Origin of the sequence: Streptomyces sp. GESEQ-4 (genome assembly GCF_017948455.1) — a bacterium.
Classification (GTDB): Bacteria; Actinomycetota; Actinomycetes; order Streptomycetales; family Streptomycetaceae; genus Streptomyces.
Map to the genome: position 1 here is coordinate 137,078 of NZ_JAFFSU010000004.1, position 17,413 is coordinate 154,490.

Annotated in this window: 16 protein-coding genes; 9 read left to right on the forward strand and 7 right to left on the reverse strand. The window is 69.8% G+C overall.

All coding sequences use genetic code 11. The features are described 5' to 3' along the window. Positions 1-110 precede the first annotated feature (110 nt). Positions 111-788, reverse strand: coding sequence for a spermidine synthase (locus tag KCH48_RS10770; protein WP_210572453.1), 678 nt, complete (start codon positions 786-788; stop codon positions 111-113). Between the two features lie 187 nt (positions 789-975). On the opposite strand from KCH48_RS10770, the gene KCH48_RS10775 reads away from it, so the two are divergent. Together KCH48_RS10775 and lon are read left to right on the forward strand one after the other, a co-directional pair. Beyond that, positions 976-1,692: a rhomboid-like protein gene (locus tag KCH48_RS10775; protein WP_374104668.1), complete on the forward strand. Its 717-nt coding sequence runs from the start codon at positions 976-978 to the stop codon at positions 1,690-1,692. Positions 1,693-1,924: 232 nt separating this feature from the next. Next, positions 1,925-4,339, forward strand: a complete 2,415-nt coding sequence (gene lon, locus KCH48_RS10780; RefSeq protein WP_210572455.1) for an endopeptidase La — start codon at positions 1,925-1,927, stop codon at positions 4,337-4,339. Between the two features lie 78 nt (positions 4,340-4,417). Here the strand turns inward: lon and KCH48_RS10785 are convergent, their stop codons facing one another. Next, complete coding sequence (locus tag KCH48_RS10785; protein ID WP_210572457.1) at positions 4,418-5,254, reverse strand: lysozyme; 837 nt, start codon at positions 5,252-5,254, stop codon at positions 4,418-4,420. Positions 5,255-5,511: 257 nt separating this feature from the next. Between KCH48_RS10785 and KCH48_RS10790 the strand changes: the two genes are divergently transcribed. Beyond that, positions 5,512-6,003, forward strand: a complete 492-nt coding sequence (locus tag KCH48_RS10790) for a MarR family transcriptional regulator (protein WP_210572458.1) — start codon at positions 5,512-5,514, stop codon at positions 6,001-6,003. Between the two features lie 91 nt (positions 6,004-6,094). Here the strand turns inward: KCH48_RS10790 and KCH48_RS10795 are convergent, their stop codons facing one another. After that, complete coding sequence (locus KCH48_RS10795; protein ID WP_210572462.1) at positions 6,095-6,880, reverse strand: protein phosphatase 2C domain-containing protein; 786 nt, start codon at positions 6,878-6,880, stop codon at positions 6,095-6,097. Positions 6,881-7,274: 394 nt separating this feature from the next. Between KCH48_RS10795 and KCH48_RS10800 the strand changes: the two genes are divergently transcribed. From KCH48_RS10800 to KCH48_RS10820, 5 genes are read left to right on the forward strand one after another with little or no spacing between them, the layout of a single operon-like run. Further along, the gene (locus KCH48_RS10800; RefSeq protein WP_307840851.1) at positions 7,275-10,046 is read left to right on the forward strand and encodes a nitrate- and nitrite sensing domain-containing protein; all 2,772 of its coding nucleotides are present in this window, start codon (positions 7,275-7,277) and stop codon (positions 10,044-10,046) included. Further along, the gene (locus tag KCH48_RS10805; RefSeq protein ID WP_210572464.1) at positions 10,043-10,555 is read left to right on the forward strand and encodes a roadblock/LC7 domain-containing protein; all 513 of its coding nucleotides are present in this window, start codon (positions 10,043-10,045) and stop codon (positions 10,553-10,555) included. The genes KCH48_RS10800 and KCH48_RS10805 overlap by 4 nt, the downstream gene beginning before the upstream one ends. After that, entirely contained in the window at positions 10,552-10,974 is a 423-nt protein-coding gene (locus KCH48_RS10810) for a DUF742 domain-containing protein (RefSeq protein WP_210572472.1), read from the forward strand. The genes KCH48_RS10805 and KCH48_RS10810 overlap by 4 nt, the downstream gene beginning before the upstream one ends. Beyond that, complete coding sequence (locus tag KCH48_RS10815; protein WP_210572473.1) at positions 10,955-11,617, forward strand: ATP/GTP-binding protein; 663 nt, start codon at positions 10,955-10,957, stop codon at positions 11,615-11,617. The genes KCH48_RS10810 and KCH48_RS10815 overlap by 20 nt, the downstream gene beginning before the upstream one ends. Before the next feature lie 24 nt (positions 11,618-11,641). Further along, the gene (locus KCH48_RS10820) at positions 11,642-12,889 is read left to right on the forward strand and encodes a styrene monooxygenase/indole monooxygenase family protein (RefSeq protein ID WP_210572474.1); all 1,248 of its coding nucleotides are present in this window, start codon (positions 11,642-11,644) and stop codon (positions 12,887-12,889) included. On the opposite strand, the gene KCH48_RS10825 is transcribed toward KCH48_RS10820, so the two are convergent. The 4 genes from KCH48_RS10825 to KCH48_RS10840 all read right to left on the reverse strand — a co-directional run bounded on the left by KCH48_RS10825 (position 12,886) and on the right by KCH48_RS10840 (position 16,187). After that, positions 12,886-13,998, reverse strand: a complete 1,113-nt coding sequence (locus KCH48_RS10825) for an NlpC/P60 family protein (protein ID WP_210572475.1) — start codon at positions 13,996-13,998, stop codon at positions 12,886-12,888. The genes KCH48_RS10820 and KCH48_RS10825 overlap by 4 nt on opposite strands. 103 nt (positions 13,999-14,101) lie before the next feature. Next, a complete protein-coding gene (locus tag KCH48_RS10830; RefSeq protein WP_301983941.1) occupies positions 14,102-14,404 on the reverse strand; it encodes a hypothetical protein in 303 nt (100 codons plus the stop codon). A gap of 10 nt (positions 14,405-14,414) precedes the next feature. After that, a complete protein-coding gene (locus KCH48_RS10835) occupies positions 14,415-15,062 on the reverse strand; it encodes a TetR/AcrR family transcriptional regulator (protein ID WP_210572478.1) in 648 nt (215 codons plus the stop codon). A gap of 186 nt (positions 15,063-15,248) precedes the next feature. Further along, the gene (locus KCH48_RS10840; protein WP_210572485.1) at positions 15,249-16,187 is read right to left on the reverse strand and encodes a diiron oxygenase; all 939 of its coding nucleotides are present in this window, start codon (positions 16,185-16,187) and stop codon (positions 15,249-15,251) included. An 89-nt stretch (positions 16,188-16,276) separates the two neighbouring features. On the opposite strand from KCH48_RS10840, the gene KCH48_RS10845 reads away from it, so the two are divergent. Then, a complete protein-coding gene (locus KCH48_RS10845) occupies positions 16,277-17,413 on the forward strand; it encodes a ferritin-like domain-containing protein (RefSeq protein WP_210572487.1) in 1,137 nt (378 codons plus the stop codon).

A 17,413-nucleotide genomic window follows, 5' to 3' on the forward strand; every position in this document is an offset into this window, starting at 1 on the left:
GTTGCTTTCCGGAATCCGTGGGGTGATCCCTTATGACTGCGCATGTCTGCGATTGACGCTTGAATGATCGGCGTCAGGGAAGCAGAGTACGGGGAGTCACCGGCCGTTTGCTATCCAGGTCGGACGCCGAGATGCACGACGTCCGGAACGCCCCGGGCAACCGGGACCTCATCGGTACGCACCTGTTGGAAACCGGCATTCCATAGGGTTCCTTCAAATTCCGGAGAGGGTTTCGCCGACCATACGGCCAGTACACCCCCTGGCCTCAACACCCGTGCGCAACCTGCCAGTCCGGCCGGTGAGTACAGCCCCTCGTTGCCCTCGGTGACGGTCCATTCGGGCCCGTTGTCGATGTCGAGGCACAGGGCGTCGAACGTGTCGGAAGTCTCATTGACGTAAGAGATCAGGTCGCTTTCGACGATCTCCGTGCGGGGATCCGCCAGGGCCTTTGCGGACACTTCGGACAGGGGACCTTCGCGGTGCCAGTCGATGACGGCCGGTTCGCGTTCGACGACGGTGATGCGGCCCCAGCGCCGGTTCTCCGTCGCATGGGCGAGCGAGAAACCGACGCCCAGGCCCCCGATCAGCACGGTCGGCCGCTCACGGGCGTCCAGGGCATCGAGCGCGACGTCGACGAGCCGCCGCTCCGAGCGGCCGTCGGAGGTGTCCATCAGGAAGCAGCCGTTCGCGATGATCTGCAGCAGTTCGCCGTGGCGGCGCAGGACGACCTCTCCGTACGGGCCCTCGCGACGGTCCAGGACTTCGGGCATGTCGTATGCGGTGGGCATCGACCCATCGTGGCACTTCTTTGACGGATTGTTGACGGAATTAGGGGTGAGACCACGGGGTCGCCGGTGGACGTCGGAGGTGGGCGTCTGAGAGTTCGGTGTGAATCGGCTGCGAGGTGGCGTCCGTCACAGACGGCGGCTCGCGAGGGCGCGGAGGGTGGCGGTGCAACGGAAGGAGCGCCGCACGGTGGAACGGAACGCGCCGACGACGTCTCCTGACGTCCTTCCCGAGGTCTCCGGGCTGCTGAACGGGGTGCCGCGCCAACGGGACCCGATGCCGGCGCTCCCTCGCAAGCGAGCCCGCCGTCCATGGCAGTTGCTGCCCACCCCCACAGGCACCCCCTTCACCTTCGCCTACGCGGTCGTGCTGGCGGGCACCTCGCTGATCATGGAGTACGCCGACCCGGCCGTCGTCCACACCCTCGTCCAGGGCTCCAGCACGGACGTGGCGCACCTCGTCATCACCCCGGTGTTCGTGCTGCCGGCCAGCGCGCTGTGGGTCGCGGGCGGGTTGCTGTCGCCGTACGCGGTGGCCTTCCTGCTCGTCCTCACCGCCCTGGAACGGCGGATCGGCGGCGCGCGTACGGCCGTTGTGTTCCTGGCCGGGCATGTGCTGGCCACCCTCGCGACCGAAGTCCCCATCGGCCTCGCGGTACTGGCGGGCCATCTGCCCGACACCTCACTCCATCGCCTCGACTACGGCATCAGCTTCGGCGTCGCGGCGTCGATCGGGGCGCTGGCGGGGCTGCTGTCACCGTGGCTGCGGTGGCCGCTGCTGGGGATGTTCGGCTGGGTGCTGGTGGATGACCTGGTCGCGTTTCTGGATCCGATGTCCAATTGGGGGCATTTGATCGCGCTGGGGGTCGGGATCGGGATGTGGCCGGTGGTGCGGCGCAGTACTTGATCTGCGGGTCGGTGGGGGCTGGTCGCGCCCACGCGGCGGAGCCGCAAATCGATACAGCCCCGCGCCCCTTTGGGGCGCGTTTCGGCACCGGGAATTCGCGGGCTCCCTCGACGCTTCCCCCTTCACCAGCACCGTTACCTCGATCGCTGACAGCGAACACAAGCTGGGGAACATTCGGAGGCTCACGAGCATTGAGTCGGCATAGCTCAACTTGACTGCCGAAGGGGAGATCATGGCTTCGACGTCCTCACCGCTCACCCTGCCCGTGCTGCCACTCGACGACGAGGTCGTGCTGCCCGGGATGGTGGTGCCGCTGGATCTGAACGACACCGATGTACGGGCCGCGGTGGAGGCCGCCCAGGCCGCCGCGCGGTCGGAGCCGGGGAAGCCGAGGGTGCTGCTGGTGCCGCGCATCGACGGCACGTACGCGGGCACGGGTGTGCTCGGCACCGTCGAGCAGGTCGGCCGGCTCGCCGACGGTGACCCGGGCGCCCTCATCCGGGGGCGTGGGCGCGTGCAGATCGGGGCCGGGACCACCGGGCCGGGCGCGGCGCTGTGGGTCGAGGCGACCAGGGTCGAGGAGAGCGTGCCCGAGCCGCTGCCGGGCCATGTCACCGAACTGGTCAAGGAGTACAAGGCCCTTGCCACCGCCTGGCTGCGTCAGCGCGGCGCCTGGCAGGTCGTGGACCGCGTGCAGGCCATCGACGACGTCTCCGCGCTCGCCGACAACTCCGGCTACTCGCCCTTCCTCACCACCGAACAGAAGATCGAGCTGCTGGAGACCGGCGACCCCGTCGCCCGCCTCAAGCTCGCCACCCAGCAACTGCGCGACCACCTCGCCGAGCAGGACGTCGCCGAGACCATCGCCAAGGACGTCCAGGAGGGCGTCGACAAGCAGCAGCGCGAGTTCCTGCTCCGCCGTCAGCTGGAAGCCGTACGCAAGGAACTGCGCGAGCTGAACGGCGAGAAGGAGGGCGAGGAGTCCGACGACTACCGCGCCCGCGTCGAGGCCGCCGACCTCCCCGAGAAGGTCCGCGAGGCCGCGCTCAAGGAGGTCGACAAGCTGGAGCGGTCCAGCGACCAGTCCCCGGAGGGCTCCTGGATCCGCACCTGGCTCGACACCGTCCTCGAACTGCCGTGGAACGAACGGACCGAGGACTCGTACGACATCCAGGGCGCGAAGGAGGTCCTCGACGCCGAGCACGCGGGCCTGGAGGACGTGAAGGAGCGGATCACCGAGTACCTGGCCGTGCGCAAGCGGCGCAGCGAGCGTGGCCTCGGTGTCATCGGCGGACGGCGCGGCGGTGCCGTACTGGCCCTCGTCGGCCCGCCCGGCGTCGGCAAGACCTCGGTCGCCGAGTCGGTCGCGCACGCCATGGGCCGCAAGTTCGTCCGCGTCGCCCTCGGTGGCGTCCGCGACGAGGCCGAGATCCGCGGCCACCGCCGTACGTACGTCGGCGCGCTGCCCGGCCGGATCGTCCGCGCCGTCAAGGAGGCCGGGTCGATGAACCCGGTCGTCCTGCTCGACGAGATCGACAAGGTGGGCTCGGACTTCCGCGGCGACCCGGCGGCGGCCCTGCTCGAGGTCCTGGACCCGGCCCAGAACCACACGTTCCGCGACCACTACCTGGAGGTCGAACTCGACCTGAGCGATGTCGTCTTCCTCGCCACGGCCAACGTCCTGGAGGCCATCCCGGAGGCCCTGCTCGACCGTATGGAGCTGGTCCGCCTCGACGGCTACACCGAGGACGAGAAGATCGTCATCGCCCGCGACCACCTGCTCCCGCGCCAGCTGGAGCGGGCCGGTCTCAACGAGGACGAGGTCGTCATCGACGAGAGCGCGCTGCGCAAGCTCGCCGGCGAGTACACGCGCGAGGCGGGCGTCCGCAACCTGGAGCGGTCGATCGCACGGCTGCTTCGCAAGGTCGCGGCGCAGCACGAACTCGGCGAGCGGAAGCTGCCGTTCACGGTCGGTGACGGTGACCTGCGTGACCTGATCGGCCGGCCGCACCACGTGCCCGAGTCCGCACAGGACCCGGCGGAGCGCCGTACGGCGGTCCCCGGTGTCGCCACCGGTCTCGCGGTGACCGGCGCGGGCGGTGACGTCCTGTTCGTCGAGGCGTCGCTGGCCGACCCGGAGACGGGCGCGGCGGGCCTGACGCTGACCGGCCAACTGGGTGACGTGATGAAGGAGAGCGCGCAGATCGCCCTGTCCTTCCTCCGCTCGCACGGCGCCGAACTGGAGCTGCCGGTGGCCGACCTGAAGGACCGGGGCGTGCACATCCACTTCCCGGCGGGCGCGGTGCCGAAGGACGGCCCGAGCGCGGGCGTCACGATGACGACCGCCCTCGCGTCCCTGCTCTCCGGCCGCCTGGTCCGCACCGACGTGGCGATGACCGGCGAGGTCTCACTGACCGGCCGGGTCCTCCCGATCGGCGGCGTGAAGCAGAAGCTCCTCGCGGCCCACCGGGCGGGCGTCACCACCGTCGTCATCCCCAAGCGCAACGAGCCCGACCTGGACGACGTCCCCGCCGAGGTGCTGGACAAGCTCGACGTCCACACCGTCACCGACGTCCGCCAGGTCCTGGAACTGGCCCTGTCGCCGGCCACGAGCGACGCGGCCCCGGAGGTTCCGGTCGCGGCGTGACGGGCGCGACCGGACAGGCAAGGCCCGGGTCCCTGTGAGGGAGGCCCGGGCCTTCGCCGTACGGCGGGGACGCCGGCGTCAGCCGTTGGCGAGCGCGACGACCCGGTCGAGCGCACCGTTGAACTTGTTGTGGTCCCCGACCGTCGGCCCGGAGGACGTGTACTGCCACATCGTGTAGTACGACCATCCCGCGGGCAGCGTCCCCACGGTCGACGCATAACGGGCGACCCACAGCGGGTGGGCGGAGGCGAAGCCGGCGTAGTTGCCGGTGCACTGGGTCCACCAGCTGGTGGCCGTGTAGATGACGGCGTCGCGGCCGGTGCGGGCCTTGTACTGGTTCAGGAAGTCACGGATCCAGCTGACCATGCCGCTCTGCGTCTTGCCGTAGCAGGCTGCGCCGTACGGGTTCCACTCGATGTCGAGCGCTCCGGGCAGCGTCTTGCCGTCACGGGTCCAGCCGCCGCCGTGGTCGACGAAGTAGTTCGCCTGGGCGGCACCGCTGGTGGTGTCGGGGGTGGCGAAGTGGTACGCGCCGCGGACCATGCCGACGTTGTAGGAGCCGGCGTACTGCTGGGCGAAGTAGGGGTTCGTGTAGTACGTCCCCTCGCTCGCCTTCGTGTAGGCCCACCGGACGCCGCTGCTCCAGAGGGTGGACCAGGCGACGTTGCCCTGATGGCTGGCGACGTCCACGCCCTCCGTCTGGCCGGCGCGGGTGTCGGCGGGCAGGCCGTGCTGTCCGTCATGGGCGACGACGCCCATGCCCATGTAGGCGGAGCCGCGGGCCGGCTTGTCGGCGTCCGGCTCCTCGTCGGCGGTGGCCGGGGCGGCGAGGGCGAACAGGAGGGACAGGGCGGCGAGCAGGGTGCCGGCGAGGGAGAGGCGGGGGTGTACCGATCCAAGTCTGTGCACGGTCATAGCGTGCCTCCGAGGGCTCGGTTGTGCGCGTTGGAGCAGGCGTTGGAGGGAACGCGGCTGCCGGCGCCGCTTCGGATGTGTCTGGCGTGGGCATGCCAGCAAGGCCCTGACAAGGAAGCTACGCACGTCGAAGACCGGGTGGGAAGGGGGTCCGAGGGCTGCCGTTGGTCTGCGCCTGCGAAATACTGACGGAGCTGCGGCTATGACTGCATTTGGCGGAAACTTTCAGGACCCGGAAATTCAAGGTAGGGGCTGACGTGCACGAAGACGGAAACGGCGGCGGACGTCGAGTCGAATCCGACACGTCGCCGGGTGGTGTGGACCGGGAATTCCTGTCCCTGGAGCGCGAGTTGACGGTGCTGCTGCGCCGGGCCCGGGCCAACCAGGGCGAGATGGCCCGCGAGGTCCACCCCGACCTGGAGTCCGCCGCGTACGGTCTGCTCGTCCGGCTGGATGAACTCGGCGGCCAGCGCGCCACGGAACTCGCCGCGTACATCGGTGTCGGGAAGGCGACGATGTCGCGTCAGCTGCGTGCGCTGGAGGATCTCGGGCTTGTCGTCCGTGAGCCCGACCCGGCGGATGGGCGGGCCTGGCTCATCCATCTGACGGAGGAGGGGCGCGGTCGGGTGGGCAAGGTGCGGGAGGCCCGCCGGGCGCGGTACGTCAATCAGCTCGCGCACTGGGATCGCGGGGAGGTCGCCGAGCTGGCCCGGTTGCTGCATCAGCTGAACCGGCAGATGGAGAGTTAGCGCTCCGCGGTGCGCGTCTTCGTCTGCGGGTTCGTTGTGGCTGGTCGCGCAGTTCCCCGCGCCCCTTCGGGGGCGCTTCATCAAGGGCGTTTTACAGCTCGGCGTACACCACCGTCGCGTCGTCGTGCGTCTTGCTGCGTCGGAGGTGTACCCGCTCCGTGTCCGCCCGTTCCAGTGCGCGTACCCGCGCCACCAACTCCCCGGCCCCCTCCTTGCGTACGAGGTCGAAGCAGTCTGCCCAGTTGCCCGCGGCGAACTTGTCCACCCAGCGGGTCGCGCCGTCCGTGAGGGCGGCCAGGGCTCGGACCTCGGGGCGCGGGAGCACCCCCGTCACCGCGCGTGCCGCGACCGTCGGGTCCGCGGCGGCGGTGTAGAAGCCGCCCTCCTTGTTGCGGACGGTGGCGTCGGCGATGGCGTCGGTGGTGAGGGAGGTGCGGGGGAGGCGGGAGAGGCGGTCGTCGAGCAGGGCCGTGATCGTGCCGTCGGGGGACTCCAGCAGGAGCGCCGAGTCGGAGAGGACCAGGTACTCGACGGTCTCCGGTGACCAGCGGGCCAGGACCACGGTTGCCTGTGGGGTGCGTGGGTGAGAAAGGTCACAGGTTTGCGCGTGGGACCCGGCGGTACGCGCGATGGCGGAGGCAAGGGCTTCGGCCAGCGGAACATCCGGGAGGGAAACGGTCAGTTCGGTCAGGGCGCCGCCGAGACGTGCGCAGTACCAAGGGACGGAATGCAGACAGCCGGTCCCGTCCTTCGGGGGTGTCACTCCGTCCAGGACGACCACCGCGCCGCCCTGTCCGGAGGCCGGGAGGGCGAGACTCGCGAAGTCCTCGTTGGGGTGGGTCGGATCGCCGGGCTCCGAGACAACTTCGGTTCGCATTCGGCCAGTCTCCACGAGCTCTTCACGAGGTTCGTCAAAGGGTCGCAACTGTCGCCGAGTTGGCGCACTCGTGCAGGACCCTCGCAGGTCAGAAGCCTGAAATGGGGTGGAATGGTTTCTTCCGGGAAGGCGTGGCGGCACATAGTGCCATCGTGCGCCGCAGACGTCCAACCGGCCCGCCGCCGGGGCCCGTCGGAGGCGCCACGGGAACTTGCCCGCCCACTGCCGACCGGGGTTCACTCCTTCGGGTGGCGGGTCAGGTGATGCGCGACCGCTGCCCACCGGCGTGGGAGGGTCGGGATCCGTACCGGGCGGACGTACCGGCTGGGAGCACCAGTTGACGCAGCGCGCCACCCGGGCCCAGGGGTATCACGAGTCAGGAATGCGAGCACCGGTGCTGAAGACGCGGCCTCGTCGTACAGGCAAGCAGACGGCCTCCCCAGGGGGCACGGAGCACACGTCGGACACACTCGCCGGCCAGGGCCGCCCGACCCACGTACGCAACCGGCTGATCGTCGCTGTCGCCGTGGTGGCCGCCGCCGTCGCCGGGGCCGGAGCGCCCTCGATCGTCGCCGCCTCGGGGCAGCTGAGCGACTCCCAGTCGCTGGTGACGCTCTCCGAGCAGACCGAGGACGCGCTGACGCTCGCCCACTCGCTGGCCGACGAGCGGGACGAGGTGACCTCGTACGTCGCGGCCGGCCGGCCCAAGTCCAAGGCGCCGAGCGAGCAGCGCAGCGTCCGTGTGGACCGGCAGGTCGAGGAGTTGCGCGCCGACCCGGACGCGCCCGCCTCGCTGCGGTCCGACCTCGACGGGATCGCGGCCGTACGGAGAGCGGCGCTCACCGGAAAGAGCGGTGCTCTCGACACGCACGACGCCTACTCCGCCACCATCGCCGAACTCCACCGGCTCGCCGAGCAGCTGGCCGAGGAGATGCCGCCCCGCGCGGGCTCCGGCGCCTACGCCCTCGCCGAGCTGGACTCCGCCGTCCAGCAGGCCGCCGCCACCCGCGGACTGCTCCTCGCCGCGCTCAACATCCCGCGCACCACCGAGACGGTCATCGACCCCATCACCGGTCTGGCCTCCACCGTCACCCGGTCCTCCGACGCCGGCACCAAGCAGCGCGACGCCCTCACCGCCGCCGCCCAGGAGGCCCGGCTGCGTTCCGACGCGGCCCTCGCCGAGTTCCGCGACACCGCGCCCGAGCCGGCCCGCACCTCGTACGACCGCACGGTCACCGGTCCCGAGGTCGACTCCGGCGAGAAGTACCTCGTCTCCCTCACCGACCGGCCGACCCTCTCCGACGGCGAACTCGGCACCAGCGCCGACAAGGTGAACGCCGCCCTGTCCGCCCGTATCGACGCGATGCGCGGCGCCGAGTCCGCGCTCTTCGACCGGCGCACCAAGGATCTCGCCCAGCTGCGCGACGACGATGTCACCGAGCTGGAGATCCGGATCGCCGTCCTCGGCGCGCTGATCCTGCTGACCATCGGTATCGCCACGGCCATGGCGCGTACGCTCACCCGCCCGCTCTCCGTCCTGAAGCGCGGCTCGGCCCGGCTGGCGAACGCGGCGGACCCCGCCGCCGAGGAACCCGTCACCTTCACCGGCCGCAACGACGAGTTCGCCCAGGTCGTCCGCTCCGTCAACGCCCTGCACGCACAGGCCGCCGCCCTCCACGAGCGGGTCGCCACGCTGGAGGCCGACCGCAAGCACCTGGTCGGCCAGCGGCAGAAGATGGCCGACGCCCGGGAGCAACTGCGGGTCGAACTCGCCGAGTCCACCGCCCAGTTGGACCGGCTGCGGGACAGTATCGGCACCACCTTCGTCAACCTCGCACTGCGCACCCTCGGCCTCGTCGAACGCCAACTCGGCGTCATCGAGGGCCTGGAGGAGCGCGAGCAGGACCCCGACCGGCTCGCCACCCTCTTCAAGCTCGACCACTTCGCCACCGTCATGCGCCGGCACAGCGAGAACCTCCTGGTCCTCGCCGGCACCGAGCACGTCCAGCACAGCGCCGGGCCCGTGCCGCTGATCGACGTCGTACGGGCCGCGGTGAGCGAGATCGAGCGGTACGAGCGGGTCCGCATCGCCGCGCTGCCGCCACATGCCCACATCGCCGGGTTCGCCGCGGACGACCTGAGCCATCTGCTCGCCGAACTCCTGGAGAACGCCACCTCGTCCTCGCCGCCCGAGCTGCCCGTCGAGATCTCCGGCTGGCTGCTGGAGAGCGGCGAGGTCATGCTCTCCGTCCAGGACGAGGGCATCGGCATGACCGCCGACCGAATGACCGCCCTCAACGCCCGCCTAGCCGACTTCGACCCTGAGGCGTCGTACGACCAGCAGGGCGAGGAGGGTCTCGGCCTAGGGCTGTACGTCGTCGCCCGCCTGGCCCACCGCCACGGCGTCCGCGTCCAGCTCCGCGACCAGAAGCAGGGCGGCATCACCTCGGTGGCCGTCCTACCCAACCCCCTCCTGGCCACCGCCCCGTCCGTCGAGGTCCCGTCGACGTCCCCGGGCGCGGACGCCGAGGCCAACTCCAACGTCCTCCACGGCCGCTCGGAGACCGACACCGACCCCCTGGTCGCGCTGGCGGAAAAGGCGGTACGGCAAACGGAGGACGCCGAGAACCCCGTACCGCCCCCGCCGGGCCCGCAGGAGCACCCGACCGAGACAACGATCGAACTCCTACTCCCAGCCTCGACACCGCCCGACTCGGCGACCGCACAGCCCGACCCCACGGCAGCACCGCCGGAACCCGCGGCCGCCGACGGTGAGGACGCCCCACAGGGGCCACCCGCACCCGACCACGAAAGTCGCACGGGTGGTGCGGGTGGGAACGAACCCGCCGAAGGCGAAGCCGAGGCGGAACACCACCGCACCCCCGACGAACCGGAAGAACTCGTCACCGACAAGGGCCTGCCCAAACGCACCCCGAAGATATCCGCGCCCACATCGGTGCCCCGCCCGCGTAGCGGTTCCGTGGACGCCGAAGCCCTACGCCGCCGCCTGGGCGGCTTCCGCCGAGGAGCCGAGGCGGGCTACCGCGACGTAGAGGCGGAGATCGCCGAACAGACGGGCCGGCACGAAATACCCACCGCACCCGCACCACATGACGCACAAGCCGAAGAAGCCACGGGGGGCACCGTCGAGGAGGCAAGCAGTTGACCGCGCCCAGTACCTTCGGAACCTTCGGACTGAGCAGTGAAGCCCGCAACCTGCACTGGCTGCTGACCAACCTGGTCGAGGAAGTGCCCGGCATCCAGTCCGTCGCAGTGGTCTCCTCCGACGGACTGCTCCTGCTCTCCTCCGACCCGGGCCGCAACGCCGCCGCCCGCGAGGCCCTCGCCGCCCGCCCCACCGGCCCCCGCGGCTCCTCCGCCGACCTCGCCACCGTCGTCTCCGGCATCGGCAGCCTCACCATCGGCACCGCGAAGCTCATGGAGTTCGGCGCGGTGAAGCACACGATGGTCGCGATGGACGAGGGCAGCCTGTTCGTGATGTCGATCAGTGACGGATCGCTGCTCGGCGTCCACGGCTCGGCGGACTGCGACATGAGCGTGGTGGCCTATCACATGGCCCTGTTCGTCGGCCGCGCCGGACACGTCCTGACCCCCGAACTCCGCAGCGAACTCCGCCAATCCCTGGAAGCCGAGTCGACGGAGAGCATCCGATGAGCAGCAGTGGTCCGAAGAGGCTCCCCGTCCGCGGCGCCGACCGCAAACCCGCCCGGGTACGCCCCTACTCGCTCACCGGCGGCCGCACCCGCTTCGGGCACGTCCTCCTTGTGGAGACGTTCGTAGCGAGCACGGCGGCCATCGAAGCCCCCGAGGAGCGCAGGGAACTGACGAATGGTTCCCTCACCACCCGGGTGATGCCGGAGATGCGGGCCATCGTCGAACTGTGCCGCCGTATGCGCACGGTGGCCGAGATCGCCGCGCTGCTGAAAATGCCGCTCGGCGTCGTCCGCGTGCTTATCAGCGACCTCGCGGACCAGGGAAAGATCCGTGTGCACGGCACCGGAACCGGCCACGGCACCGGCCGGCCGGACCGGGCACTGCTGGAAAGGGTGCTGAGTGGACTCCGTCGTCTCTGACGCCGCGAGAGGCGTCTCCCCCTACGTCGAGCCCGCGCCCGAGCACGAGCCCGAGTCCGACGAGAACCTCCAGTCCTGGCAGACGCAGCTCGCCCGCGCCCCCGTCGCCACGAAGATCGTCGTCGCCGGCGGTTTCGGCGTCGGCAAGACCACCCTCGTCACGGCCGTCTCGGAGATCACGCCCCTCCAGACGGAGGCGCTGATGACGCAGGCCAGCGAGGACACCGACGACCTCACCGGCACCCCGGACAAGCTGACCACCACCGTGGCCATGGACTACGGCCGCCTCACACTCGACGACGACCTGGTGCTCTACCTGTTCGGCACGCCGGGCCAGCAGCGGTTCTGGTTCATGTGGGACGACCTGGCGCGCGGCGCGATCGGTGCGGTGGTCATGGCCGACACCCGGCGTCTCAAGGACTGCTTCCCGGCGCTGGATTACTTCGAGAGCTGCGGGATGCCGTATGTCGTCGCGGTCAACCACTTCGACGGCAGCGAGCGGTTCGAGCCGGAGGACGTACGGGAGGCGCTGACGGTTCCCGCGCACATACCTGTCATGATCATGGACGCCCGGCGCAGGATCTCCGTGATCGAGACCCTCCTGGCCCTGGTCGGCCACGCGCTGGATGCCACCCCTGAGTAGTCGTTTTTAGGAGTCACCACCCGCATGCGGAAGATACTCGTCGTCAGAGCCGGCCAGTCCGGGCTCCAGCTCGCCCTCGGACTCCAGTCGCACGGGTACGAGGTCACCGTGATGTCGAACCGGACGGCGGACGAGATCCGCGCCGGCCGCGTCATGTCCACGCAGTGCATGTTCCACACGGCCCTGCAGCACGAGCGCGATCTCCAGCTGAACTTCTGGGAGTCCCAGGCCCCGAAGATCGAAGGACTCGGCGTCTCGGTCGCCGCCCCCGGCTCCTGGAGCGAGGGCCCCGCGGCCCGCGCGATCGACTGGGTGGGCCGACTCGACGGGTACGCGCAGTCGGTGGACCAGCGGGTGAAGATGGCCGGCTGGATGGAGACGTTCGCCCAGCGCGGCGGCCAGCTCGTCGTCCACGGTGCGGCCGTCTCCGACCTGGACTACTTCTCCCGTACGTACGACCTGGTGCTCGTCTCGGCGGGCAAGGGCGAGCTGGTATCCATGTTCGCCCGGGACCCCGAGCGCTCCCCGTACAGCGAGCCGCAGCGCGCCCTCGCCGTGGCCTACGTCCACGGCCTGGGCCCGCGCCCCGAGCACCCCGAGTACGACGCGGTCCGCTGCAACCTCGTGCCCGGCGTCGGCGAGCTGTTCGTCATGCCGACGCTGACCACCTCCGGCCGCGCCGACATCCTGTTCTGGGAGGGCATACCCGGCGGCCCGCTCGACGTCTTCAACGGCGTCAAGGACCCGGCGGAACACCTCTCCCTGATCCTGGAACTCATGGAGCGGTTCACGCCGTGGGAGTACGCGCGGGCCACGAACGTCGAACTCACGGATGCGGGTGGTGTGTTGAGCGGCCGATACACCCCGACCGTCCGTAACCCGGTCGGCCGCCTTCCCGGCGGGGGCCTGGTGCTGGGCGTCGCGGACGTCGTCGTCGCGAACGACCCCATCACCGGTCAGGGCTCCAACTCGGCGTCCAAGTGCGCGGCTTCCTATCTCGCGTCGATTCTCGAGCACGGGGAGAAGGAGTTCGACGAGGTGTGGATGCGGGGGGCTTTTGAGCGGTACTGGGAGACGGCGCGGCACGTCACCAAGTGGACCAACGCGATGTTGGCTCCGCCGCCTGAGCATGTGCTGAACCTTATTGGGGCGGCGGGGGAGTTGCCGGCGGTGGCTGATCGGTTCGCCAATGCGTTCAATGATCCGGCTGACTTTGAGAATTTCTTCTACGAGCCTGAGAAGACGGCGGCTTATTTGGGGTCTGTGGCCTAGTCGCCGTTGGAGGTGCGGGGTTCTGGCGGCTGCTGGTTCGTTGTGGCTGGTCGCGCAGTTCCCCGCGCCCCTTTGGGGCGTTCGTCTGGGCGTACTGCTCCAAGGATCGGGTTGGATGCGATCGGGGAGAGCTTGATTTTGTCGCCCGGTCTTGGTGCGTGTACGACCTTTCCTTCGCCCAAGTACATGGCTACGTGTGTGGCCTCCGGGAAGTAGATGACCAGGTCGCCGGGGCGGAGCTTCTTGAGGGGGATTCTTGGGAGCTGGGCCCATTGTTCCTGGCTGGTTCTCGGGATGGGTTTTCCTGCGTGGCTCCAGGCCTGTGAGGTCAGGCCGGAGCAGTCGTACGTCTTCGGGCCCTCGGCGCCCCATTCGTACGGCTTCCCGAGTTGTCGTACGGCGTAGCGCAGGGCCTTGTCGCCTTTGCGGGAGGGGGGTCGGTTGTCGTTCAGGGCGCCGGTGGCCATGAATTCCCGTTGGGCCTTGTCGGTGCCGGTCTTCTCGAACTCGGTCAGGGCGGTGAGCTGTTCGGCGGTGAGGGAGGCGAGGAGTTTCTCGACGTCGTGGAGCCGGTCGCGTACCTCGTCGCGCTGTTTCTTCTGCCGTGCGGCGAGGGAGAGTTGGCGGTCGAGGGCGGCGCGGGCCTTGCGTGCGAGGTCGTCGGCCTTGCGCTCGGTTCCGGTGAGCCGGTGCAGGGTCTCGGCCCGCTCCCGAGCGACTTGCCCGATCACATGGCCCTGGTCGAGCGCGTGCTGTGGATCGCGGGCCAGGAGGAGCCGTAGGTACGGGGAGATGTCGGTGCTGCTCTGGTACTGCTGGCGGGCGAGCCGCCCGGCCGCCCCACGGCTGTCCTGCAGGGAGAGCCGGGCGCGGGCGAGCGCGCGGTCCAGGCGGTCGACCTCGGTGCGCTGCTTCTTCAGCTGCTCCTCGGTGGCGTTGTAGGTCTCGGTGGCCCGCTCGGCCTCCCGGTACAGCCGCTGAAGGTCCGTCAGTAGCCCGGCCACCGCACGGTCGCCCGGCTCTGGTACGGCCATGGCGGGTACGGCCGCGACCACGGCCTGGGTCGCCACCGCCGCCGTACAGACCAGACGCAGAAGACGCCCTGACATGTCATCACCTCCGGTGCGGGGCGGCCCCTCCGCTCCGCACCGCGAGCATCAGACGGCCGCTCGTGTTTCGCGCGCGGGGTGTGGGCGGTTCGGCGCAACGCCGTCACTCGTCGGCGTCATCCCGCTTGCCGCCCGGCGTGGTGTCTGGCTTGGACCACGGCCACCGCAGTCCGCTGCCGCGCTTGCCCTGAGGGTCGTACTCGTACTTCCAGCCCTGCGTCAGACCGAGCCGCTTGCTGTGCCCGCGCGGGACCCTGCGGTAGACGAGCACGGTGGGCTCGCCGCCGTCGGGGGCCGGGACGGGGATGCGGTACGTCTTCGGCGGGTGCCCGGTCATGCCCAGCAGGACGGGCAGGACACGGCCGTCCATCGGGCCGCCCTCGAAGGGGGTGTCTTCGGTCTTCACGGCACCAGTCTCAGCCATCCGCCGCGAGGGCCTCGACCAGGGCGGCGGTCTGCGGATCGCGTGCACCGGTCACCGTCAGCGCGGCCATGAACTGCTCCACCAGCCAGTCCCGCAGCTCGTCGAGCGGCGGTTGCTTGCCCTCGTCGAGCCAGATGAGCGAGGCCGCCTCCACCGCCGTGATCCACATCCGTACGGTCATCCGCAGCAGCAGGCCGGGCTCGGGGACGGCGAGATGGCTGAGGATGTGCTCGGCGGCGGCCCGGCGTACGCCGTCGACGATGGCGGTCGTACGGGACGTCTCGACCACGCTGCCGCCCTGGAGGAGCGCGCTGAAACCCGTGTCGTGCTCGTCGACGAAGGCCAGGTAGCGGTCGAGGGCCCGCACCAGGCGGGGCAGGCGCGGGCCCACGCGGGGCTCGTCGAAGCACTGCTGCAGCTCGTCCGCGGCGGACCTGAGGGCGGCCTCGTACAGCTGCTGCTTGCCGCCCGGGAAGTACCGGTACACCAGGGGGCGGGAGACTCCGGCTGCCTCTGCCACGTCGTCGAGCGAGACGTCCTCGGGGGTGCGGTGCGCGAAGAGTTTCAGCGCGGCGTCGAGGAGCTGACTTCGTCGCTCCTCGACGCTCAGCCGGCGGTAGGCGGGGGCGGCGGGGGTCATGGGGTGCAGCCTAATCGCCGGGGCGGTGGGGGTCGTCTGGCGGCTGCGGGTTCGTCGTGGCTGGTCGCGCAGTTCCCCGCGCCCCTAAGTGGGTCCAGCTGGGCCAACCTGAAGGGGCGCGGGGCTGTATCGATGTGCGGCTCCGCCGCGTGGGCGCGACCAGCCCCCACCGACCCGCACTCTGCATCAAGCCAGCAGCCCCGATGACCTCCACAGCCGCCTCCCCACCCCTCGCAGCACCCCGATGTCATCCAAGAAGTCGGTCAACCTCTTCGCCCCGGTCTGCATGACCTCCCGCCGATGCCCGCTGGCCTTCACCTGCGCCAAGGCCTCCCGCTGGTCCAGCCCCACGTTGGTGTAGACCTCGGGATTCACGAAGGCCACAGAGAAGACCCGGGCGAACTCCCCCGACGTCACCCGCGTGAACTCCTGCGACCACCGCGGGGCGGTCACCATCTGGCGGCGGAGTTCTTCACGGGCGTATCGGACGTGGCGTGCCTCCTCGACCACGTGGATGCGGGTGACGCCGCGGACGAGTGGCTGTACTCGCTCGTCCGGGAAGGTCAGCCGCTGCATCCAGTCGAGGACTTCCTCGCCGAGGAGGGTCGCGGTGAAGGAGCCGGGAGTGGTGGAGATGGTCTTGAACAGGCGGCCGAGGTTCTGGTGGACGCGGCTCACGGGGTACCACGGTGTGCCGCCGTGGGTGATCAGGCGGGCGAACATCTTCGAGTGCCGGCACTCGTCCTCGATCTCGGTCAGCGCGTAGCGCACATGCGCGCTCGTCGCCGCCTTGTCGTAGATGTGCCGGGTGAGCAGCTGCATCAGGATGATCTCGAACCAGATCCCGAGGGAGGCGAGCGCGGCGGCCTCGTGCTGGGAGAGCAGGATCCGCTGCTCCTCGCTCATCCGCTTCCACATCGGGGTGTCGTACAGGGACACCAGTTCCGGCGGCCAGAACCACTTGCCCTCCTCGAAGGGCGCGTCCCAGTCCAGTTCCTTGTCGGGGTCGAAGGAGTGCTTGAGAGACGAGGCGAGCAACCGCTCTGCCACCTGCTCCCGGTCCTTGAGCAGGCCGAGCGCATCGCGCAGCCCGTCGAGCGCGTCGGCTTCGGTCACGGTCGTCATGCGCTTATGAGACCGCTTGTCAGCAAGCCCGTCAATCCCCTGTGCGCGACTTGTTGACCCCGCGTCTACCAAGTAGGAGCCTGCGATGCATGCCGACCGATGACCTGTACGCCATGGATCCGGGAGACTCCCTCTGGCAGGTGCCGGCGACCGGCGCCGCCCGCTTCAGCTGGGAGTACGACGACGGGCGCGACCGTCTCCTCGCCCTCTACCAGAAGGGCAAGGACAAGCAGTGGGACGGACAGAAGCGGATCGACTGGGACCTGGAGGTCGACCCGTACGACGCGCTCGGCACCCCCGACGAGTCGATCAGCCTCTACGGCACCCCGTACTGGGCGAAGATGACGGACCGCGACAAGGGCGAACTGCGCCGGCACCTCGCGTCCTGGCAGTTCAGCCAGTTTCTGCACGGTGAGCAGGGCGCGATGATCTGCGCGGCCCGGATCGTCGAGTCGGTCCCCGACCTGGACGCGAAGTTCTACTCGGCGACCCAGACGATGGACGAGGCCCGGCACGCCGAGATCTACGGCCGTTTCCTGCACGAGAAGATCGGCCTGCTCTACCCGATCAACGACAACCTCCAGTCCCTGCTGGGCGACACGCTGCGCGACTCACGCTGGGACATGCCGTACCTCGGCATGCAGGTGCTCATCGAGGGCCTCGCGCTCGCCGCCTTCGGCATGATCCGCGACACGACGGACAAGCCCCTGCCGAAGCAAATCCTGGCCTACGTCATGCAGGACGAGGCCCGGCACGTGGCCTTCGGCCGGATGGCGCTGCGCGACTACTACCGGCAGCTCAGCGACGCCGAACTGCGCGAGCGCGAGGAGTTCGTCATCGAGGGCTGCTATCTGATGCGTGACCGGCTGCGGGGCGTCGAGGTGCTGGAGAACTTCGGCATCCCGAAGGCGGAGGCCGAGGAGTACAGCGAACGGTCCGAATTCCTCGCCCTCTTCCGCCAGTTGCTCTTCTCCCGCATCGTCCCCTGCGTCAAGGACATCGGCCTGTGGGGCAAGCGCCTCCAGCAGGCCTATGTCGACATGGGCGTCTTCGAGATGGGCGACTCCAACCTGGACCTGCTGATGGCCCAGGACGAGGAAATCGCGGAGAAGCTGGACGCGGAACGGTTCGCGGCGGAGGAAGAGGGCCGGGTAGCGGAGGTGCGGCAAGCTATCGACCTGGGGGCGGGTAGCGCCCTGAAGGGGCGCGGGGAACTGCGCGACTAG